The 21,078-nt window shown below is 47.7% G+C and carries 19 protein-coding genes; 12 read left to right on the forward strand and 7 right to left on the reverse strand.

From position 1 onward, the window contains the following. The 3 genes from QUB63_RS09840 to QUB63_RS09850 form a co-directional block, all read right to left on the reverse strand. Positions 1-3,416: DUF4347 domain-containing protein (locus QUB63_RS09840; protein ID WP_332944795.1), on the reverse strand; the 3,416-nt coding region annotated here is incomplete at its 3' end. A gap of 473 nt (positions 3,417-3,889) precedes the next feature. Continuing rightward, a complete protein-coding gene (locus QUB63_RS09845) occupies positions 3,890-4,315 on the reverse strand; it encodes a hypothetical protein (protein WP_332944797.1) in 426 nt (141 codons plus the stop codon). Between the two features lie 501 nt (positions 4,316-4,816). Next, complete coding sequence (locus QUB63_RS09850) at positions 4,817-5,749, reverse strand: cation diffusion facilitator family transporter (protein ID WP_332944799.1); 933 nt, start codon at positions 5,747-5,749, stop codon at positions 4,817-4,819. A gap of 44 nt (positions 5,750-5,793) precedes the next feature. Between QUB63_RS09850 and hpsU the strand changes: the two genes are divergently transcribed. From hpsU to QUB63_RS09875, 5 genes are all read left to right on the forward strand, one after another. Next, entirely contained in the window at positions 5,794-6,474 is a 681-nt protein-coding gene (gene hpsU / locus QUB63_RS09855) for a hormogonium polysaccharide biosynthesis acetyltransferase HpsU (RefSeq protein ID WP_332944800.1), read from the forward strand. A 198-nt stretch (positions 6,475-6,672) separates the two neighbouring features. Beyond that, positions 6,673-8,154: a mechanosensitive ion channel domain-containing protein gene (locus QUB63_RS09860; RefSeq protein WP_332944802.1), complete on the forward strand. Its 1,482-nt coding sequence runs from the start codon at positions 6,673-6,675 to the stop codon at positions 8,152-8,154. 10 nt (positions 8,155-8,164) lie between these two features. Next, entirely contained in the window at positions 8,165-8,332 is a 168-nt protein-coding gene (locus tag QUB63_RS09865; protein WP_332944803.1) for a hypothetical protein, read from the forward strand. Positions 8,333-8,397: 65 nt separating this feature from the next. Beyond that, on the forward strand, positions 8,398-8,589 hold the full coding sequence (locus QUB63_RS09870; RefSeq protein WP_332944805.1) for a hypothetical protein: 192 nt from the start codon (positions 8,398-8,400) through the stop codon (positions 8,587-8,589). Between the two features lie 66 nt (positions 8,590-8,655). Continuing rightward, the gene (locus tag QUB63_RS09875) at positions 8,656-9,471 is read left to right on the forward strand and encodes a flagellar assembly protein H (protein WP_332944806.1); all 816 of its coding nucleotides are present in this window, start codon (positions 8,656-8,658) and stop codon (positions 9,469-9,471) included. A gap of 86 nt (positions 9,472-9,557) precedes the next feature. Here the strand turns inward: QUB63_RS09875 and QUB63_RS09880 are convergent, their stop codons facing one another. Continuing rightward, the gene (locus QUB63_RS09880) at positions 9,558-10,166 is read right to left on the reverse strand and encodes a TetR/AcrR family transcriptional regulator (RefSeq protein ID WP_332944807.1); all 609 of its coding nucleotides are present in this window, start codon (positions 10,164-10,166) and stop codon (positions 9,558-9,560) included. Between the two features lie 114 nt (positions 10,167-10,280). Between QUB63_RS09880 and QUB63_RS09885 the strand changes: the two genes are divergently transcribed. The 3 genes from QUB63_RS09885 to QUB63_RS09895 all read left to right on the forward strand — a co-directional run bounded on the left by QUB63_RS09885 (position 10,281) and on the right by QUB63_RS09895 (position 13,863). Further along, complete coding sequence (locus QUB63_RS09885; protein WP_332944809.1) at positions 10,281-11,702, forward strand: HlyD family efflux transporter periplasmic adaptor subunit; 1,422 nt, start codon at positions 10,281-10,283, stop codon at positions 11,700-11,702. 147 nt (positions 11,703-11,849) lie between these two features. Beyond that, positions 11,850-13,034 (forward strand): ABC transporter permease DevC, encoded by a 1,185-nt coding sequence (gene devC / locus QUB63_RS09890; RefSeq protein WP_332944810.1) that lies wholly within the window; start codon positions 11,850-11,852, stop codon positions 13,032-13,034. A gap of 112 nt (positions 13,035-13,146) precedes the next feature. Continuing rightward, on the forward strand, positions 13,147-13,863 hold the full coding sequence (locus QUB63_RS09895) for a DevA family ABC transporter ATP-binding protein (RefSeq protein WP_332944811.1): 717 nt from the start codon (positions 13,147-13,149) through the stop codon (positions 13,861-13,863). Between the two features lie 239 nt (positions 13,864-14,102). Here the strand turns inward: QUB63_RS09895 and QUB63_RS09900 are convergent, their stop codons facing one another. The 3 genes from QUB63_RS09900 to QUB63_RS09910 all read right to left on the reverse strand — a co-directional run bounded on the left by QUB63_RS09900 (position 14,103) and on the right by QUB63_RS09910 (position 18,042). Further along, the gene (locus QUB63_RS09900; protein WP_332944813.1) at positions 14,103-15,149 is read right to left on the reverse strand and encodes a glycoside hydrolase family 24 protein; all 1,047 of its coding nucleotides are present in this window, start codon (positions 15,147-15,149) and stop codon (positions 14,103-14,105) included. 103 nt (positions 15,150-15,252) lie between these two features. Continuing rightward, positions 15,253-16,521, reverse strand: coding sequence for a glycosyltransferase family 4 protein (locus QUB63_RS09905; RefSeq protein WP_332944814.1), 1,269 nt, complete (start codon positions 16,519-16,521; stop codon positions 15,253-15,255). Positions 16,522-17,124: 603 nt separating this feature from the next. After that, a complete protein-coding gene (locus tag QUB63_RS09910) occupies positions 17,125-18,042 on the reverse strand; it encodes a YihY/virulence factor BrkB family protein (protein WP_332944815.1) in 918 nt (305 codons plus the stop codon). 114 nt (positions 18,043-18,156) lie between these two features. Between QUB63_RS09910 and QUB63_RS09915 the strand changes: the two genes are divergently transcribed. The 4 genes from QUB63_RS09915 (at position 18,157) to QUB63_RS09930 (ending at position 21,049) form a co-directional block, all read left to right on the forward strand. Further along, complete coding sequence (locus QUB63_RS09915) at positions 18,157-19,245, forward strand: hypothetical protein (RefSeq protein ID WP_332944817.1); 1,089 nt, start codon at positions 18,157-18,159, stop codon at positions 19,243-19,245. Between the two features lie 281 nt (positions 19,246-19,526). Beyond that, positions 19,527-20,420: a CNNM domain-containing protein gene (locus tag QUB63_RS09920; RefSeq protein WP_332944818.1), complete on the forward strand. Its 894-nt coding sequence runs from the start codon at positions 19,527-19,529 to the stop codon at positions 20,418-20,420. Positions 20,421-20,538: 118 nt separating this feature from the next. Continuing rightward, positions 20,539-20,736 (forward strand): hypothetical protein, encoded by a 198-nt coding sequence (locus QUB63_RS09925; protein ID WP_293178791.1) that lies wholly within the window; start codon positions 20,539-20,541, stop codon positions 20,734-20,736. Continuing rightward, entirely contained in the window at positions 20,720-21,049 is a 330-nt protein-coding gene (locus tag QUB63_RS09930) for a type II toxin-antitoxin system PemK/MazF family toxin (protein WP_332944821.1), read from the forward strand. The genes QUB63_RS09925 and QUB63_RS09930 overlap by 17 nt, the downstream gene beginning before the upstream one ends. Positions 21,050-21,078: the final 29 nt, after the last annotated feature.

Consider the following 21,078-nt stretch of genomic DNA (forward strand, 5'->3'; position numbering starts at 1 on the left):
GTTTGTGGCAGATTCCAGTTAGCTGGTGTGAAGGTGACACTTGCTTTGTCTACTGTACCTTCGGTAGTGTTGTTGCTGGTTAATCCGATGGCAACATTCGCTGTTGGCTGACTGTCTAGTTTGACGGTAAAGGTGGCTTTTCCCCCGGCTTCAGTGGTGGTTAATCCTGTGGTGGGTGCGATTGTGATTCCAGCAGTGTCGTTGTCTGCGATCGTCACACTTTGATTGGTAGTGGTTCCTAATAGTATCCCTGCTGATGGGGTGCTAATCGTTAAGGTAGCTGTTTCCGTACCTTCGACAAGATTGTCATCGTTAACTGTGAGGGTGAATTGCCCAGTGTTGCTACCATTTGGGATGGTTATTTGAGCGGGAATAGCACCTGTAAAATCAGCGCTGCTCGCAGTACCAGTTAATGCTAAATCGATTGTTTGAGGGCCGACGACATTACCTTCGGCAGTGGCGGTAAAGGTAATGGCGGTTGTACCGGCTTCGCTGGCTGTATTGGTGCTGGCACTGAGGTTAACTTTCGGTGCGGGAATGGTAATATTAAACGTAGCTTTGTCGGAAAGGTCAACACCGCTATTGGTTGTGCCGCCGTCATCTTGGAGTTGTACTTCAATGGTGGCTGTACCGGGAGTGCCGTTGGGAGTGTAGGTAAGCGTGCCGTTGTTTGCAACTGTTGGTGGAGTGGTAAATAAGGTGTTGCCGCTGGTAATGTTAATGGTGTAGTTCTTAACAGCTTGACTTGCTTCGTTGGTGGGGCCGAAAGTAACGCTATTTACCCAATTGTTGACGGTTTGAGCTGTATTTGTCCAAGCTGTTAGGGTTTGGTTGCCTAAGTTAGTGAAACTGGGTTTGTCGTTGACTGGGTTAACGGTAATAGTAAAGTTTTGTACTGCGGAAGTATCAACACCGGTGTTAGCAGTACCGCCGCTATCTTGGACTCTCACATCAAAGGTGGATGTGCCGAAGGCATCGGCGGCGGGAGTGTAGGTGAGCTTGCCATTTGCGTCTATTGCTGGTGCTGTGGCAAATAAGCCTGCGTTGCTGATATTGCTGACGGTGTAGGTGGCAGTTTGGGCGGATTCGTTCGCTGGGCCGGGGTTGAAGGTGGCCCAACCTGTTACCGTTTGTGCCCCAGCGTCTTCATTGACTGCGACGGGGTTGGTAGCACTGAAGCTGGGTTGGTCGTTGACTGGGGTAACGGTGATGTCTGCGGTATCGGTGGCAGTGCTGACAGCGATGTTGATGCCGATGTTGGTTGTGCTGCCATTCGTACCCACTATTTGATCCCAAGCTCGGAAGGTGATGCCGTTGGTAAGGGTGCTGGAGTAGTTAGCGGCTGGTTGAAAATAAATGCGGGTGTTGGCATCAGCGACAAGTAGGCGAGCGTTGGTATTGGATACGGCGCCCAAGGCGTTCCAGTTTGTGCCGCCGTTGATGCTGTAGAACCAACTGCCGTTAGTTGTGTCGGCGGCAGTGATGGCGATGCCGACCAGTGCGCCAGTGTCGGGATCGGTGATGTTGTTTTGCCCCGTACCTATAGCAGCAATCGAGGAAATGAGTGTGCCAACAGCGCCCGTGGGTGCTAAGGAGTCTTCCAAGACGGGATTGAGAGTGACAACGGTATCGGCAAGGACAGGGGCGGTGTTAGCAATTGTCCCGTAGATATCGTTATTATTTGTTCTAGTGTTTGCGTTCTGAGCAGCAGTATTACCGCTGGTGCGGAGGAAACCAAAGGCACTGACGGTGGGAACAACCGCTGGCATTCCCTGAGTGTTGCCTTGAGCAGTTTGTGCGGCTTGGGCTGCTGCATCTAATACAAAAATCGCGCCTCCCAAAGCTTGACCGTTATTTGCTCCAGTGCTGCCTGTAGCTGTGTTGTTGTTGAAGGTAGTGTTCTGTAGTGTTAAAGTGCCTTCCCTGACAAAAATCGCGCCACCCAATCCGGCACCGCCACCACCAGGAAGAATGGGGGAGTAGCCTGTAGTACCGCCTCCTGTGCCACCGCCAAAGCCGCCGGCGCCTGGTTGGTTAATGTTAACACTCACACCGCCGCCACCGCCAAAGCCACCTCTGCCACCTTGACCAGCAGCAGCACCGCCACCGCCACCAAAGCCACCCCAGCCACCATTCAAAAAGGCTTGGTCGCCAGCAGCACCGCCACCGCCACCGAAGGCACCGTTGCCTCCGTTGGTAAAGTTAAAGCCGCCACCACCGCCACCGCCACCAGTGCCATTACCGCCATTTGCTCCACCAGCGCCACCGGCACCGCCGCTCCCGCCGAAAGCCCCGCCAGAGCCGCCAGCTCCACCGTTGTTGGCACCAGAGTTATTGCCGCCGTTGCCGCCAAAACCTCCGCCGCCGTTGCCGCCACTGGCGCCAGCGCCACCTCCGCTGTTACCGCCAAGACCGCCACCGCCGCCTAAAAATCTACCATTATTAGCGCTATTCCCGCCGATCGCTTGGTTGCTCGAAAAAGTGACATTATTAATTGTCACATTACCGTTATAGATAAATAACGCGCCACCCATGCCAGCCGCGCCGCCGCCGCCACCGCTGGTAGCAGTGCTGCCATTTCCTCCTTGAGCTCGTCCTCCGGCTATGCTCAAGGAGGAAAAACTGACGGTTCCAGACAGCACAAAGAAAGGTCGAACATCACCAGCGTCATTGGTACCGTTGTTATTGACATCCCCACTGACGGTGAAACCGCCTCCAATAAAGGCGATATTGCTGTTAATTAGCTGATTCGGAGTTCCCGTCAGCCTGACATTTGTGGCGAGGGTAATAGTGTCATCTACCCCCACCGAATTATTCGCCTGCAAAATAGCCCAGCTTAGGGTGTTAGCTGTCCCCCCCGTCCCATCATCGGTTGCCACCGTGACATTATAATTGAGCAACACACCGTCATAAGCTTTCATCGCCTCCTGATTAAACGGCACGGCGGCTTCTATCTTGCCCGTTGTTGTTTCTAAGTTCCAGTCGCCGCCTTTAGCAGCAGAACCCGTCAAGTTGTCAGAAGCTGCAATATCTGCGCCTGTTATTTCACTCAATCGCTTGACAAAATTCTTGCCGGTGTCTCCTGCTGCTGCATCGCAGCCATAAAGTAAGATATCTCCGTTCTCAGTTAGGGCATTTCCCCACTGTTTGAGCTGAGTGTTGAAACTTTCTATGTCATTCCCATTCAGCAGGTCAGAACCGAGTTTTAAACTACCTTCGCTTCCGTGAGAAAGAATATGCACGGCTTCAATGTTACTTTCACTCGCCAATGCTTTTGTAATTTGCTCGATGCCGCTGCGCTTGTCATCTAAAATGACTATTCGATCGTTAGCATCGACACCTTGGATCAGACTTTGATAGTTCTGTACAGAAGGGTCTACGAAAATGATTTGCTGGTTGGCGGTTGATAAGTTCATAGTTGTTGCAATCCTTGAGATTTATGGTTTACATTTAAGTCCGGCAGCAGGGGTTGAAACCCCCGCCTCAAAGAAGACAGTCCTCGCTATGAGGACTGAAGAGCTGATTAGTCATATCCAAGTAAGGAATGAGAATTAAATAACATTGACTTCCGTAGCTTGGGTTGCAGCATGAACCCTCCGCTTCGCTTCGCCCAACATTCCCAGGGCGTTGGGTTTCGTCCCTCAACCCAACCTACACAGCTTATTTAAAATGATAAGCCCTTAAATCGCTCAAACAAATCCGGGGGTAAAATCGTTTTTATCGGTTTAAACTCGACTCGGGCACGCACTTGATTTAACCCTTTTGTTTTGAGCTTTCGATCGAATTATGGCTCTTGATATTGAAGATTATCGAAATCACGTTCGAAAGGTGCTTCGCCAATAAATTGAGAAATTAGCGACATCTTTTTAGCAGGCATTATGGTTAATAATTAGGACTGTAGCAGTAGAAGAGAGACCGTCTGTTCTCTGTAGAATGCTTCTTTAAGAGCGTTATAAGCATAACCAACTAAACGCGCCCCTTGACTTAATGCCTCGGTGCGACTGTAGACTGTAGCCCGTTCCGCTGGATTATTATTAAATAACCTGGAAACATCAAAGGCGTTGCGCCGAATTAGCAGCTCTATGCTGTCCATAATCCAAGCGATGTTTCTGACACAGCAAATCAGTTTTGCTTCGGGAAATAGTTCTAGAATTAATGGCAATTTGCTGCACCACAGGCGATGGGTGTCGAAGATCGCTTCTTTTTGAGCTTGCGGGTGATAATAGGCAGAAAATATACTCATAATCAGCGCCCGTTTTTGTTCCGGGGAAATGAAAACTGAACACTCGTTGTCTTCGCTCATAGCTTCCAACATTCTCTCCACTTGCGCCCCCGACTGGGCTAGTCATAGCTGCGTGAAAGCGGGGATTTTGTCGCAATAATGCTGCCAGCAAAGTAGAGCCTGAGCGCGGTAGTCCCGATATAAAGTGGGATCTCACTGGCTTCGCGTGGGAATGAATGCATATAACTTAGATGCAAGTTTAATGTATCATACTAAAGACATATCTTTTATAGCAGATCTTTATTTAACATTTCGCAACACAACATCCCGGTTTACGATATCTTTACAATCTAGACATCGTGGGTTGGCTTTCCCTATCTCTAATCATTGCTTCGGGCCCCTGCCTCTGTAAAGTCGTAAAAGTCGGATCGTAAAGTCGGAAAAGTCGGATCTTTGTCTTTGTGATGAGTAGATAATAAGGTTTACGATATCTTTACAATCTAGACATCGCCCTTGTTAATTACTTAGGTATTTTAACCGCAGATCTCAGGGGATATACGCGGATATACGCAGATATACGCAGATGAAGAGATGTTATTTGATGAGTTCTTCGAGGGATGGAAAAAGCAATTTTTCGGCGCTGATTTTTTGGCAATCGCAACCTTGTTGAGTTGCGGATATTGCTGATACTTTTCCTAGCAGCAATTGGATGCTTTCTATTAGCAGCGGTAGGGTTAATAAAATTATTGATGCCGAGACTAGCAAGCTAATTAAGCCGTCAGCCCAATTCCAGTGCAGCCACGCTACGGCGATCGCAGCTAAAATTACTCCAACAGACGAAAAAATGTCGGCGACTGCGTGCAAAAACGCGCTTTTGAGGTTCAAGTCGCCGTGACAGCAGGAATGCAAGCAACAAGCATTAATCGAGTTGATGCTTAAACCGACTATGGCGGTAATTAACATCGGGAGCCCTTCTACTTCGGGAGTTGGGGACTGCAAGCGGGCGATCGACTCAGCAGCAATCCAGAGGGCGATCGCCACTAAACTGATACTATTAACTAAAGCGGCAATGATTTCTCCACGAGCGGGCTCTATGCCCACTCCACAAGAAAACTCACTCTTCGCTTCACAGGCATCTTGCCTGTTATTAACAATAGTGCCGATGCCCGCCCCACCAGAAAACTCACTGTTTGTGGAACAGGCATCTTGCCTGTTCTTAAGAATAGTTCCCGAACTCAATTCGATCGCACAATCTACGGGTTTCCTTCTGCTTTTGAGTGACGAGTACCAAGTGGCGGCTAAAGTTATTGTTAAAGCTGCTACATCTGACAAAACGTGACCGGCATCTGCTAATAGGGACAAACTGTGAGAGCTCGTTGCGGCGATTAACTCTGCTACGAAAAAGCTGCTAAGGAGTACCAATGCTGTTTGTAAAAGTCGCACTTTGGCAATTCTGGGATTGGCGTCGCAGCCTGCGAGATCCTTGGTGTTTTCAGAGTTAAAATTGTCCCTAACTGGAAATATCATTGAGCAGTCCTTAAAGTTAAACTCGATTTTTAATTGAACATTAGATGACTTATTATACGCCAACTCCCGACCCGGAACCGCAAAAGCCGATCGCAAATTCCCCAAATCCTGAAATCAGTTATCATCCAATTAGCGACAACCAACCAAATATTTTAACAGGGGAATCTTTGGTTGATTTGCGGAGGTACGATCGATCGAATGTCGATCGGGGAAGGCCCGGTTGGCTAATTTTGCTTTGGTGGTTGGTGCAGGCGATCGTATTTCCCCTCACTCCACACCCTTTTAACGGCATCAGAAGCGGGCTGCTGCGGTTATTTGGAGCAAAAATAGGTTTTGGGGTAATTATTCGCCCTACAGCTCGTTTTACCTATCCCTGGAAAATTGAAATCGGCGATTGCAGTTGGATCGGAGATGATGTGGTTTTGTACAGTCTCGATCGAATTGCGATCGGCAAACACTGCGTCATTTCTCAAAAAAGTTACCTCTGCACCGGCACTCACGACCCCCAAGACCCAGCCTTTAGCTTAATAACAGCACCTGTTATCATTAATCATGGCGTTTGGATTGCCGCCGACTGCTTCATTGGCCCCGGTGTCGAAATCGGCGCCAATGCTTTAATTGGAGCTCGCAGCAGCGTCTTTAAAAATATGCCAGCTAGCTTTGTTTGCACGGGAACACCCTGTCGTGCCCGCTATCGGCGAGAAATTAAACAAGTTCGTAGTTAGGACTTCAGTTTTTTCTTATCCTACTTCGCCGAGAAATATTAAGGCAGTTAATACAGCCATATATTTCAATAAAGTTCAGTTAGCGGTTGTCCGAAGAGAGGAACGAAGCAATCGCAGTATCTAATTTTCACAGCGTCTTGAATTCCCGACTGTCTTATCTGAACCGTCTTGCCATATATTTACTTAATTTACCACAAAATGACTGTAAATACAATTCCCCAACAATTACTGACAGATATCTCCCAAGTCTTTACATCTACCTTATTTAAAATCGGGGATAATCCTGTATCGCTGCGGTCACTTGGGGAACTGATTGTATTGTTCATGGCTGTCCTCGTTATCTCGCGAGCTTTTACAGAGTTTCTGAAGGAACGCTTGCTGGTTCGATTGGGAATTGACGAGGGAAACCGGGAAGCAATCGCCGTAATCTTGCGCTATTTGATAGTAGCTTTGGGAGCGATCGCCGCCATCCAAAGCATCGGCTTCAACCTGGCTTCTTTGGCAGTAGTTGCGGGGGGATTGGGAGTCGGAATTGGCTTCGGAATACAGGATTTAACAACTAATTTTGTCAGCGGCTTAACGCTGCTTTTAGACAGGCCTGTGAAAGTCGGAGACTTTGTGGAATTAGAAGGATTGATGGGAATTGTTAAAAAAATCTCGATTCGCTCGACCATTATCACCACCAACGACGACTCCAGCGTCATAGTTCCCAACAGTACCATGATTAGCAACAAAATTGTTAACTGGAGTTACGAAAACCCGCTACTCTGTCTGCGACTCTCCATAGAAGTAGCCGAGAATAGCGACCCGCTGTTAGTGACAGAAACTCTGTTAAATATTGCTTACGCGGAAGCAGGGGTTTTGTACGAACCGCATCCGAAAGTATTCTTTGTTGAGTTTGGCGATGATAGTTTTAAATTTGAACTTTTAGTTTGGACGGACAGGCCGACTGAAAGAGAAGTAATTAAAAGTTCTTTGAATTTTGCGATCGAGTACAATTTCCGCCAGCAGGGAATCGAATTTCCGTTTAATGACCGAGAAATTTATTTGAAAAATCCTGAAGTTTTGTTGTCGCTATTCAACAAAAATGAAAATGCAACTGACACGAGTAAAATGTTCTCTAAAAAAAGCCATAAAAGGCCGATTTTAGCAGAGGAAATAAAAAAGCGATCGTCACTTAGCGGTTTGCTGCGAGAGGTAGAATACTTTGAAAATCTGACGGATCTAGAATTGCGACAAATGATAGAAGTTGGATACCGCCAACGGCTGCGGCCGCACGAATTTTTATTTCGCGAAAACGACCCCGGAGATGCTTTTTACCTGATACTTTCAGGTTCGGTTGAAGTTTTTGTCGAAGCTATTGACAAACACCTGAACAACCTCGGTACGGGTCAGTTTTTGGGGGAACTTTCTTTGATGCTGGGAATCCCCAGAACTGCTTCGGTGAGAGCTTTGGAAGAAACAATTTTGTTTGCGATCAATAAGGAAGGTTTCCAGAAAGTTTTAACTGAACGACCGGATTTATCCGAGCAGATTATTCAAGAAATAGTCAAACACAAAGAAGAGTTAAGCGAGAGACAGCAGCTATTGCGAGAAATGGAATTGGTAGATGCAGCGGAAGACGATGAAAATCCTGTAGAATGGGTGAGGCAACGGTTGAAAAAATTATTTAGTGTTTGAAATAATTTAGATGACGCGATTCATTCACGATTTATTTGCCAAAGAATACCTGGAGGAATTGCTTTCGCCGATCGGAACAGTCGATATCGTTCAGTTGACAGTTGACCTGGGACAGTTGACCTGGGACAGCAAGAGGGCGACCTCTACCGGGCAGGAAGAGGATTGGAGTAATGAATAGTCGGATTTTAATTTCTCAAGGGATCTCGGGGCTGGGGCTTTAAACCAATTCTTTCTGGTAAAGATGTGACTTCCGAAGTCCGAGAAATTGATGTTTATTTCACTCCCGGTGCTGCAATTGCCGAATACTCGGAAACCTTGGGGTTGTTGGGAAAAATGGCAAGCACGACGGCAATTTTTGAACCTTTTCGCAATCCGGCAAGCATCAACGAAATTTGTACCTGTCTGGGCAAGTTGTTGGACGTGCGCGGCGAATAGGAGGGAAAATTTAGACGAGAAAATACTCGCTATGATGACGATCGATTGCCGAGGCTGTGGATTCTGATGCCCACGGCATCCAAAGCTGTGGTAGATAGTTTTAATGCGATACCGGATACGGAGAATTGGGTGCCGGGAATCTATTTTTTGGGGGCATCTTTGCGCACCGCCATTGTGGCGATTCACCAGTTGCCGGAAACTCCCGAAACCCTGTGGTTGAGGATTTTAGGCAAGGGGGGAGTGCAGCAGCGGGCCATTGCCCAATTGACTGCTTTAGCAACGGACGATCCGTTGCGGATTATTGCGCTAGAATTGCTGTATCGGCTACAGTCAAATTTAGTAACTGATACCCAACAGGAATTAGAGCCAGAAGAGCGGGAGTTAATTATGGCGATCGCACCCCTTTTTCAACAACAATTAGAAGCAGCAGAGCAACAGGGAATAGAACGAGGACTAGAACAAGGCTTAGAAAGAGGACTCGAACAGGGATTAGAACGGGGGCTAGAAGAGGGATTAGAACGAGGCAGACAAGAACAAAAGCGCTTAATATTAGAGAACTTTCTGCGAGTTAGATTTGGTGAATTAACTCCAAAAATGATAGTTGTTCTATCTCCAATATCCAAGTTGCCGGCGGCGGAATTTACTGTGCTGTTGCTGGCATTGTCGATGTTGACAGTGGATGATGCAGGGCGGGAATCTGCGGTTAAATTGTTGGTGGAAAGTATGTTGCAAGTGCGATCGCCCGAATTGGGCGATTTTCTGCCGACAGCCGTGACTAATTTATTGGCGCTGCCTGTGGCAGAATTGACATTGTTTGTAGAACAATTTCCGCAGTTATCGGCTGATGAATTGAGGGAACGGTTAGGTGAAGCATCTGAGTAAAATTTGCGATCGCAGCCATCAAGGGCGATCGCTCTTTATGGCTGCGATAATTCTCACATAAAATTCCTAGATTCTGTCGATCGCCCTTAAGAATTGGACTGCGGGGGTAAAATCAAGTGCAGCAGAGCCTCGATCGCTCGATCGCGCTCCATTGGCATAATATCTTTACCGTGCATCATCTCCTGCGTTAACTGGAAATATACCAGAGAGCCAATAAAAATCCGCGCCGTCGCCTCCGGATCGGGCAATTTTAACTCTGGATGCAATGTTAAATATTCAGTCAGGCGATCGATACCCGGTTTAGCTAAGTTTCTCACAAAAGTCTGCGCTAGCTGGGGAAAACGCCCCGACTCCGCAATCACCAACCTCACGAAATTGAGAAATTCTGGTTCGTGCGTCGCCTGATCCAATATAGTTGTGGCAATGAATCGCAGCGCCACGGCGGGTTCTTCATCCAGAATTGTAAAATGGACTTTTTTTCGCGCCAGCCACTGAACCAAGGCCGCGAACAATCCCTCTTTATCTTGAAAGTAGCTGTAAACCGTGGCTTTGGAAACTCCCCCCGTCTTCGCTACCTTGTCCATACTCGTGCCCGCGTAGCCGTGGGTTAAAAATTCTTGCATCGCACCTTGCAGGATTTGCTCGCTTTTATCACCTGCTGCTGCGTCTGGTTCGATCGGTTTTGTCCTGGCCATTGCTGGTTTATGTAATTTTTGCTTGGGGTATTGACATCATTATACTGAACCGTTTAGTATTTAACTATAAACTAAACCGTTTAGTTTTTACCTACCCAAATCATGAGGTGTGTCATGGTACACCGATTAACCGCAGAAAGCTTATCCTCAAATTCACCCTTAGTTAAACAAGTCCTAGTTGTAGCAGCGTTAGCAACTCTGGCGGCTGGGGGAACTACTGGTTACACGATCTGGCGATCGCGCATTCCCGATGCCAACGCAGCAACCGCAGCAGCAGCCGTCGCAGCATCGCAATTAACAACAGTGACAGCCTTGGGGCGACTGGAACCTAGGGGAGAAGTGATTAAAGTCTCGGGATCTGGGGCGGCGGAAGGAAACAGGATCGATCGACTCCTGGTAAAAGAAGGAGACAGAGTGAAAACAGGTGAAACGATCGCAATTCTCGACAGTCGCGATCGCCAGCAAGCAGCCTTTGAGCAAGCACAAGAACAAGTGCGCGTTGCCCAGGCAAATCTAGCGAAAGTGAAAGCTGGAGCCAAAAACGGCGAAATTCAAGCGCAGAAAGCCACTATTGCCCGCTTAGAAGCCGATCGCAGCAACGAAATCACAGCCCAACAGGCGATCGTTGCTCGCTTAGAAGTCGATCGCAGCACCGAAATTACAGCGCAACAAGCCACCATTGCGCGCCTAGAAGCCGAACAGCAAGGGGAAATTCAAACCCAACAAGCCACAATTGCTCGCATAGAAGCCGAACTCCGCAACGCTAGAAACGAACAGCGACGGTACTCGCAACTGTACGAACAAGGAGCAATTTCTGCCTCAACTAGCGACAGCAAAAGCCTCGCCGCCGAAACAGCCCAACAGCAACTCAACGAAGGAAAGGCAAAACTCAACCAAATTCGCCAATCCCGCCAACAACAAATTAACGAAGCCCAAGCCAAACTGAATCAAATTCAGCAATCTCGCCAACAGCAGATTAATGAAGCCCAAGCCAAACTCAGCCAAATTCAGGAATCTCGACAACAGCAAATCGACGAAGCCGAAGCAAATCTCGATCGCATCGCCGAAGTGCGCCCCGTTGACATAGAAGCAGCCGCCGCCGAAGTCAGTTCCGCTGCTTCTGCGGCCAAACAAGCCAAAGCCAATCTAGCTCTAGCTTACATCCGCGCTCCCAGAGATGCTCAAGTCCTGAAAATTCACACGTATCCGGGCGAAAAAGTGGGAAACGACGGCATTGTCGAACTGGGACAAACTCGCGAAATGCTGGCGGTGGCTGAAATCTACCAAAGCGATGTGGACAAAGTACGGATTGGACAGCCAACCAAAATTACTAGCGATTCTTTCCAGGGGGAATTGCAGGGAAGTGTCGAATACATCGGTTTGCAGGTGCAGCGGCAAAATATTGTTAACACCGATCCTTCTGCCAATATTGATGCTCGAATTGTGGAAGTGAAAGTGCGCTTAGATGCAGCTTCTAGCCAAAAAGTCGCGGGATTGACCAATTTGCAAGTCAAAGTTGCGATCGGCGGGAATTAAAGATTAAGAACTTTTTAACCACAGAGAGCGCAGAGGACACAGAGGATGAGAAGAGAGAGATGAATTAATTACGATTTAATTAAAGATTAAGAACTTTTCAAACATCAGGTTGCTGTCTTTAATCCACAATCTAAAATCTAAAATCCTATGATTGGACTCATCAAACCCTTACAACAGTTAAGACGCAGAACTCCCCTCGGATGGCTGCAACTGAGTCGCGACAAAGGGCGAATGGCGGTTGCAGTAGCAGGAATTGCCTTTGCTGACATTCTGATGTTCATGCAGTTGGGCTTCCAAAATGCTCTCTACACCAGCAATACGCGCCTGCACGCAACATTGCAAACAGACTTAGTTTTGATTCACCCCCAAGCCCGAAATTTAATTAATTTATCTTCCTTCCCCCGGCGCAGATTGTATCAAGCAATGAATGTACCGGGCGTGAAATCAGCCGATCCGCTTTACGTGAAAATTGCCAACTGGAAAAATCCCGAAACTCGGCGGGAAACGTCGCTGATGGTGGTGGGTTTCAATCCCGATCGCCCTGCGTTTGCGCTTCCAGAAGTCAACCAAAATTTGAGCGCGATTAAATTGCCGGATACTGTGCTGTTCGATCGCGCTGCGAGGGGAGATTACCAAAGGACGATCGCCGAAATCGATCGAGGAAAGTCGGTTAAAACTGAGATCGAGCGGCGCACCGTTACCGTCAGCGGGTTATTCACAGTGGGAGCATCTTTTGCCGCCGACGGCATCTTGATGACTAGCGATCAAAATTACCTGCGCCTGTTTCCCAGACAAAACGCCGCCAGTGTTAATGCCGGATTAATTCAACTGCAACCGGGTGCTGACCCCGTGCAAGTTCAACAAGTTTTAAAAGCATACTTGCCGGAGGATGTCAAGGTACTTACTAAACAAGAATTTATCGATTTTGAGAAAAATTACTGGGCTAAGAATACTGCCGTCGGCTTTGTGTTTAATTTAGGCGTAGCGATGGGTTTTGTAGTAGGAGTAATTATTGTTTACCAAGTTCTCTCAACCGATGTCAGCGACCATATGGCAGAATACGCTACTTTTAAAGCGATGGGCTACCGCAATGTTTATTTGCTCGGCATTGTTTTTGAAGAAGCTCTAATTTTATCAATAATCGGTTTTTTCCCAGGATTGGGAGTCTCTTTTGGACTTTACGCCTTAACTCGTAAAGCTACAAATTTACCCCTGTACATGACGCTCATTCGAGCATTTACAATATTGATTTTGAACGCGGTTATGTGCAGTATTTCAGGTGCTATTGCTACTCGAAAACTGCAAGCAGCAGACCCGGCAGATATGTTTTAATCGAGTTGACCACAATACGGCCTCGCGCGCATTATCAATCTCGTCTTTCTCCTCTGCGTTCTCTGCGCCTCTGCGGTTCATCCTTAAATTTCAAACTTCAAAATAATCAATCATGAATTCTGCTACTGTTTGCGAAACAACTAACAATTTACAGATTCCTGAACCTGTAATTGCCGCACACAAACTCGACCACTACTTCGGTCAAGGTCAACTGCGAAAACAGGTACTTTTTGACATCAACCTGGAAATTAATGCTGGGGAAATTGTGCTGATGACGGGGCCTTCCGGTTCGGGAAAAACCACGCTTTTGACTTTGATTGGCGGACTGCGGTCAACTCAATCTGGCAGTCTCAAAATTCTCGGTCAAGAAATGTGCAAGGCTAGTTCCGATATATTGGTGAAAGGACGGCGCAAAATTGGCTATATTTTTCAAGCGCACAACTTGCACCGCAGTTTGACGGCGCTGCAAAACGTGCAAATGGGTTTGGAAGTTCACGGGAATTTGTCGCGTTCCCAAATGCGCGATCGCTCGGCACAAATGCTAGAATTGGTAGGGCTGGAACAGCGGGTTAATTATTATCCAGATGATTTGTCTGGCGGACAAAAACAAAGAGTTGCGATCGCCCGGGCTTTGGTCAGTCACCCGCAAATTGTTTTGGCAGACGAACCGACAGCAGCCCTGGACAGCAAATCCGGGCGCGAAGTGGTGGTTTTGATGCAGCAACTAGCCAAAGAACAAGGTTGTACTATTTTGTTAGTGACCCACGATAACCGAATTTTGGATATTGCCGATCGCATCGTTAACATGGAAGATGGAAAATTAGCATAATTTTTAACATACCAAAGAATAGACATCACCCATAAATCCCCCATTCTAAATTTTGGATGTCAAAATTTCATCCAAAATCCCTAAACCCAACTCCTAACTCGTCCTTGAAATATTGAGCCGCAAGAAACGGGTACCAGCCCCCGATGCTTCTGAGTAGACGCTCCCCAAATTTGAGACTTTTGTTCAAGCTCCCAGATTCACTGCGCTGCAAGTCAATTCTAAAATCTAAAATCGACCGACTAATTGCTCACAACCAATCCAGGGCGGTAAATCCCTAAATTTTGCCGATACATTTCTTCGAGTTTGGGCATCGACGATTCCACGGAACCGCCAAAACGCCGAAAAGAAGGCCAGATGTAGGCGAGTTTTCTCACTGCTGACTCCAATCGACCCGCTTCTATATCTTCTAAGGCACCTTTTTCTCGGATCAACTCTACAGCTACAAAGTCTTGATTTTCGGGGCTGAAATCAGTGATGCTAAATTTTTTGGCGAATCTGTCCCAAGTTGTGCTCAGAAACTGATACCGCCCCGCAGCGTCGGAACACAGCTTTGTGCCGTAGCGGCGGCCGCATCTCATTTCCCTGGGATGGTCGGTGAAACTGACAAATGTGGTGCCGGTGTACTGGGTGCGGTAGCCGTCGGCGCTAGCGGTGCCTTCGGCGCTGGCGATGGTGTCGAGAAAGGCTTTGACTCGATCGCGCTCAATGTTATCCTCGTTATCCTCTTGATTCTCGTTATCTTTTCCTTTGTTTGGTGAGTCGTGAGTTGCAACTTTCGGCAACAGTTCCCCCCCAGCCGGCGAGCTTTCTGCCGAGGCAGTCAAGCGTTTCGGAGGCGGCGAGATTTCTGCGGAGACTGTTTGCCCCCAGAGTTTCGGGGTCATTCTACCCAAAAAAAAGCACAAACAGATGCACAAACTCCACGACAGCCTAAAACGGAGGCGTTTGGACTGCTTGCTGCGCTGCCGCACCGGCCATCCTTGCAGGGGAAGGGCTGCGGGCAAAATTCTCCTTTGCTGGCCGAAGGCGAACAGCGATTTCAGCGCTAGCAAGGTTTGTTTGTAGAAACGGGGTGGAAGTTTGCGAGCCCTCATGGCTGCGGCGAAAGTATGGACATCTGTCAGAGTCACTTCTGCCAGCGGTTTTTTTACAAACAGCCGAAAACTGTTGGCCGTCTGCCAGCTAAAGCGCTTGCTGCGGGGGGTCGTTCGATCCACCCACAGGCGAATTAGCTCGATGTCTTCCATGGGTTGCAGATGGCTTCCCAGATGTTCTGGTGCGTACAAGAGTACCTCCTGATATCACTTCTAGTTGAAGGTTCCCAGTTAGAACGGATGAGAGGAACAGGGATCGACGGGAAACTGGCTTCAACCATACTAAGTGATACTACTAAGCGCTCACGGGGTCAAGTTGAATGGCCGATTGTTCGAGGAGTTGAGTGTAAAGTTGACTTAGTTGGGAGGCTACACCGTCCCAACTGAAATAGGTTGCGACGCGGTTGCGGCCTGCTTGTCCGAGTTGCTGGCGCCATACTGAGTCAACTAACAGCCGATCGATCGCACCAGCAAAGGCTGCTTCATTTTTCGGCGGCGCGAGCAAACCTGTTTCTCGCGGCACTACGGTATATTTGAGCCCTCCCACGTCGGAGGCGACTACGGGCGTGCCGCAGGCCATCGCTTCAATGGCGACTAAACCGAAGGGTTCGTAGTGGCTGGGAACGACGCAGACATCGGCGGCTGCGTAGTAGGCGGGGAGAATGTCTCGGCTCAAGCCGCCGGGAAAACTGGTAATGTCGGTCATGCCTAATTCTTCAACGATGCTGCCGATACGATCGCGCTCTTTACCGTCGCTTTCCCCCTCGCGCCAGCCGCCGCCAATTATCAGTTTTAAATCGGCTTTACCCCGCAGCGCTGACAGACTGACGGCGCGGACTAAGGTTTCGATGCCCTTGCGGGGGTCAAAACGGCCGACGTACAGCACGACTTTGGTTTCTGGGGCTATTCCCAACTGGCGGCGGGCGGCCGATCGCCCGATCGAGCCAAACTGCTGAATGTCGGTACCGCAGGGAATGATATCAATATTGCCTTTTGACGACACCAGAGACCTCATGTGCTCTTTTTCTTGGGGACTGGTAGCCACCACGCGATCGGCTGTTTCCAAAAGTGTTTTTTCTACTTGCAGCCTGGTTTTGGCAATCATCGGAATTGTCGAAACCGACTTGTATTTAACTGCTGCCAAAGAATGGTAAGTATGAACTTGCTGCAGGGGTTGGGATTTTTTTAACTCCATTCCCACCCAAGAAGACAGCCAGTAATTCGTGTGAACTAAAGAATATTGAAAGCCTGACTCTAACTGAAACTTCTGAAATTCGCGAACAAAGATTGGCAAATATCCGTAAAGTTCGTCGCGGGGAATAAATTCTTGCGGCCCTGCTACTAGGCGAATTGTGCGGCAATTGGGGCTGTGCTGTACAATGCTTGCTTGTTCGCGATCGGATGAGCGGGTGAACATATCAACTTGCCACCCCTGTTGCGCCAGAGCTTCCCCTACTTGACGCACGTAAACATTTTGCCCGCCCGCTTCTTCTTTACCAATTTCCACAGCGGGATCGCCGTGTACGGAGATGAGAGCGATGCGTTTTTTAGTTAATGAAATCATGATTGTTTACCAAAATTTTAAAAATAACTTGCAGCAGATTGAAAGTGCGATTTTGCCTACTGCGCGGGGAATGGAAGGTTAAAGCTAATTTTTATTAAAGTCAAAATTCGCGAGGGTTCAATCATCCTTCCGGGATAAGTTGCAGGGGCAAAATTGAAAGACGACTTCCTTCTGCTGATAGAGACCTGCAGCAGATCAAACTTTAGATAATCTAAATGGCAACCAACGAAGGTGAAGGGAATTTTCCGTATTTGAGCCGGGATCAAACTCGAACCTGCTTTCAGCTTGCTGTTCGAGATGATCCCGTCAGTCGGAGGCATAATTTTTGTCCGGGGCGATAAATAGGTAGGGATTTCGAGAAAGCAGAAGTAAATCGTCCCGAAGACAGAATGTTAGAGGGCGATGAAAAAAAGCAAAATTATTGCCTTCAAAATTTTTCTTTCCTTCTGCCTTCCACCTTCCGCCTTCCGCCTTTTTCCTCTGCCTCCTTCCCTCGTAGCTCAACATCCATCCGTTAAATCCGTTACGTAATCCGTTGCCGAACTTCCTTCTTCTCTCAAACCGGGGTTGTAGTTTAACCTCAAATTTCCAGTTTGTCTAATGTTAAGAATTGTGCCGATGTTTGTGTGCGGAGGATTCCCCCTTTTCGCTGTTGAGGACATTCTTTCGCGAACCTTGCATTAGAGAGCCGTATCTGTTAGCCCAAACTTGGGTAAACTCGGCACCTAAGAAGAGAATTTGAGCGGAATAATTAATCCAAAGCAGGATAATCACGAACGATCCCGCAGCACCGTAGGTAGAGGCAATACCGCTACCTCCGAGGTAAGCTCCAATTAGAGATTTGCCGATCGTAAACAGCACTGAGGTGATGGCGGCGCCGATCGCCACATCATTCCAGGCCAGATCGACATCGGGCAAAAGTTTGTAAATTAAGGCAAAAAGCAGCGTAACTACACCAAAGGAGATAGCAAAGTCCACAACCTGCCAAATGTTGACAGGCAAGTGCAGCCAGTTGTTCAACCAATAGCTGACGGCTGCTAAAACGGCGCTAATTACTAAAGATACTAGCAGTAGAAAGCCTATGCCCAAAATCATCGCAAAAGACAATACGCGGTCTTGCAAAAATCCCCAGATGCCGCGTCCGGGAGGCGGTGAAACATTCCAAATAGTATTGAGGGCTTCTTTAAGGTTAGTAAACACGTTGGAAGCGCCCCACAAAAGTGTAGCGACGCCGACTATAGTAGCAATCATTCCCGACTTGGGTTCGGAAGCTTTGAGGATCAGTTCTTGGACGGTTTGGGCGCCATCTTTGCCGATTAAACTTTGGAGTTGGGCGACGATTTGACCTTGGGCTGCTTCTTCACCAAAGACTAAACCCGCGATCGCAATTACGATAATTAACAGCGGGGCGAGGGAGAAGACTGTGTAATAGGCTAGGGCGGCGGCTAGGGTTGGCGCTTTATCTTCTTGCCATTGAGTAAAAGTTTCTTTGAGCAGCGATACGACTGTTTTTAAGTTCACGGCTTTTGGTTTCCTTATACTTATCCTTCACCAAGGGATTATAAGAGGTTAGGAGTTTTTTAGCGTCGGCCACAAGATAGATTTATCGATTAGCAAACTCAGAAAATTACTTTTATGTCAGATTCCAACACAACTGTTAACAGCACCGATGTACAATTGTCCAAAAAAGCCATTTCTTGGGCAAAACTGAGCGCATTAGTAGCGGTGGTAAATTTCTTGCTGGTGCTTTTTCATTTCAGTTACCTTCAGTTGCGGCCTGTTTATCAGAACTATTTTCCGGGTTTAGTTAAAATTTACGACCCGATTAAAGGCATTAATTCGAGTTTGCCAAATCCCGAATATTTGCAAAACGCTGACGGGTTTTGGCGAATTGATGCGTGGTTTATCGGTTTTTTCTGGGCGGAATTTGCGATTAAAAGTCTGTTCCACACCCGCCGCAAACCGGGGATACCTTGGTCGAATTTTGTGCTGAGGCGCTGGTACGAGGTGTTTCTGCTGGTGCCGATTTGGCAGGGGTGGCGGATTCTGCCGGTATTGGTGCGCCTCCACAAGTCGGGTTTGGTGAATCTCGATCGCGCAGTTGCTCAAATTACCTACGAACCGGTGGCTTATTTAGCCGATACGATGTCGGAATACATGATGGTGCGGTTTATCAATCAAGCTCAAAGTTCGATCGAACAGGGCGACGCAGCGCGGGTACTGCTGGAACCGCAGCAGCCCTACCTTCACGTCAATCAGGAAAATACGATCGAACAAATTACCAACCGGATTTTGGATCTGACAATTTACAAAGTTTTGCCGCAGGTGCAACCGGGTTTGGAAGAATTGCTGCACCACAATCTGGAAACAACAATCAAACAGTCGGATTTTTATCAACTCCTGCAAACTTTCTCTCCGGTTAATATTCTGCCTAAGGAAATGACAGAACAGCTAGCAAATTATCTGGCTCAAACTGCGGTTGATGTGGTAGCAACTACTTACGAAGACGATAAAGGGCGAAAAATTATCGATAATTTCAGCCAAGAATTCAATCAAAGTTTGCGGCGGGAATTGCAAGATGAGAAAACTCTCGGGGAATTGCAGTCTCTGCTGTCGGATTTGTTGGAAGAAGTGAAGTTGAATTACATTCAAGGCGGGTTGAAGTCCGATCCGGAGCAGACTTTGACGGAAATTAACTCGCTGCGGGAGATAACGGAGGGTTGATACAGCAGTTAGTTTCGGGTTTGTGAATTGGATTTTTTTTTAACGAACCGCGTTGGCGTAGCCTGCGCGTAGCGCTTAGGCGCTAAGGGCGCTAAGGAAGAGAATAGAAGGGAAGATAAGAGTAAGAGTTCACAACTTGTACGGGTAAGGTGCGCCGCGGCGCACCCTACGAATACGGGTAGTGCGGATATCCGATATGTCAGGCGGTCAATCTATCTGAATGGCTAAGCTAAAATAAAGGCGTTAGTCGAAAACATCTATCATCATATTATTTATCTATTTTGAACAACCTTACTTGTCTGGAAATAGAAGTCGCCGAAACATTGCTGAGATTAGCAATGTTGCTGGGCTTAACACTTTTAATCGCGTTTTTTGTGGCGTCAGAACTAGCATTAGTATCGGCCGATCGCCATCAAATCCGCCAACTCGCCCAGTTGGGCGATCGCCCAAACGCCAAAACCGCCGAACTCGTCCACCAAGCTCAGAACAACATACCGCATTACCTGTCCGTGACTCAAACAGGCACAACCGCAGGGAGTCTGCTGTTGGGTTGGTTGGGCGAGGGTGCGACTGTACACTGGATCGAACCCTGGATCGACAAATTGCCGATCGGTCATTTTCCTGCTATGCTGACTGCACATTCGATCGCAGTTCCCGTAGCTTTCATCTTCGTAACTTACATCGAGATAGTATTAGGAGAACTCATCCCCAAAGTATTAGCAACCCACGCTCCCGAACGCACCGCTTTGCTGCTGATGCCCGCCCTCGAAATCTGCTCAAAAATACTGTGGCCGCTGCTAGCAGTTCTCAACGGTACAGTGCGGCTGCTGACAGGTTGGATTACCAGTAAAAAGTCCGAACCGCTGCTATCAGCTTCCGAAGCAACTCTCGTTCAAAAAGATGCTCATTCAGCACTAATTTCCGGCATCTGGGAAGTAACAGCAGTCAACGAAAAACTCGGGTTAAACCTGCCCACCAACCAAGCTTACCAAACAATCGCCGGATTCGCGCTCCACACTTTCGGTAAAATGCCAAATAAAGGCGATCGATTCTTGTGGGGAGAATTAGAAATAGAAGCAGCAGACGTAGTAGAAGGCAGTTTAGAAACAGTGCTGCTGCGCCAAGTAACACGCCCGTTATTTGAGCCGCAACATCCAGAACTCGTCTTGAATTGATACTAAATCAGGCTTAAATACTTCCTCGCTCTATGTGTGTTAGGTTGTAATTGGTCGCTCAGTGCGACAACCTACCAGAAATCTGCAAATTGCATAAAGCACAGTTTATGAGGTGGATATGCTAAAAACGCTTTGGGCTACTGTTCGACAAGGGAAAATTGAACTGCTGGAGTTATCAGAGTTACCCGAAGGGGCAAAAGTATTAGTAACACTCTTACCTGATGAAGAAGCTGAGTTTTGGCTTCAAGCCAGTCAAACATCATTAGATACAGTTTGGGATAATACTGAGGATGATGTCTATGCCCAGCTACTCTAAAAATGACATAATTTTGGTTCGATATCCCTTTTCAGACTTGTCTAGTTCTAAGGTAAGACCAGCAATTGTTGTGAGTGCGCCGCACGTATCTCAAGACATAATGATTGTGCCATTGACAAGCAAAACTGCATCCTTACTTGAGGGTGAGTTCGTACTCGCTGAATGGTCAACAGCAGGGTTAAATGTGGCTACAGCAGTCAAGCGAGGCTTGTATACAGTACATGAAAGCTTGATTGCAATGACGATTGGCAAATTAGCGGATTCTGATGCTGAGCGACTGGAGCAATCTCTTCGAGGTTGGTTAGGGTTTTAGTGCCGCTAGACACTAGAATATTTCCTGTG

The sequence above is a fragment of the Microcoleus sp. ARI1-B5 genome (genome assembly GCF_036705795.1).
GTDB lineage: Bacteria > Cyanobacteriota > Cyanobacteriia > Cyanobacteriales > Microcoleaceae > Microcoleus.

Coding starts and splice junctions, on each gene's coding strand:
- QUB63_RS09845 (WP_332944797.1), bottom strand. CDS start 4,315: ATGTTGGAAGCTATGAGCGAAGACAACGAGTGTTCAGTTTTCATTTCC.
- QUB63_RS09850 (WP_332944799.1), bottom strand. CDS start 5,749: ATGATATTTCCAGTTAGGGACAATTTTAACTCTGAAAACACCAAGGAT.
- hpsU (WP_332944800.1), top strand. CDS start 5,794: ATGACTTATTATACGCCAACTCCCGACCCGGAACCGCAAAAGCCGATC.
- QUB63_RS09860 (WP_332944802.1), top strand. CDS start 6,673: ATGACTGTAAATACAATTCCCCAACAATTACTGACAGATATCTCCCAA.
- QUB63_RS09865 (WP_332944803.1), top strand. CDS start 8,165: ATGACGCGATTCATTCACGATTTATTTGCCAAAGAATACCTGGAGGAA.
- QUB63_RS09875 (WP_332944806.1), top strand. CDS start 8,656: ATGCCCACGGCATCCAAAGCTGTGGTAGATAGTTTTAATGCGATACCG.
- QUB63_RS09880 (WP_332944807.1), bottom strand. CDS start 10,166: ATGGCCAGGACAAAACCGATCGAACCAGACGCAGCAGCAGGTGATAAA.
- QUB63_RS09885 (WP_332944809.1), top strand. CDS start 10,281: ATGGTACACCGATTAACCGCAGAAAGCTTATCCTCAAATTCACCCTTA.
- devC (WP_332944810.1), top strand. CDS start 11,850: ATGATTGGACTCATCAAACCCTTACAACAGTTAAGACGCAGAACTCCC.
- QUB63_RS09895 (WP_332944811.1), top strand. CDS start 13,147: ATGAATTCTGCTACTGTTTGCGAAACAACTAACAATTTACAGATTCCT.
- QUB63_RS09905 (WP_332944814.1), bottom strand. CDS start 16,521: ATGATTTCATTAACTAAAAAACGCATCGCTCTCATCTCCGTACACGGC.
- QUB63_RS09915 (WP_332944817.1), top strand. CDS start 18,157: ATGTCAGATTCCAACACAACTGTTAACAGCACCGATGTACAATTGTCC.
- QUB63_RS09925 (WP_293178791.1), top strand. CDS start 20,539: ATGCTAAAAACGCTTTGGGCTACTGTTCGACAAGGGAAAATTGAACTG.
- QUB63_RS09930 (WP_332944821.1), top strand. CDS start 20,720: ATGCCCAGCTACTCTAAAAATGACATAATTTTGGTTCGATATCCCTTT.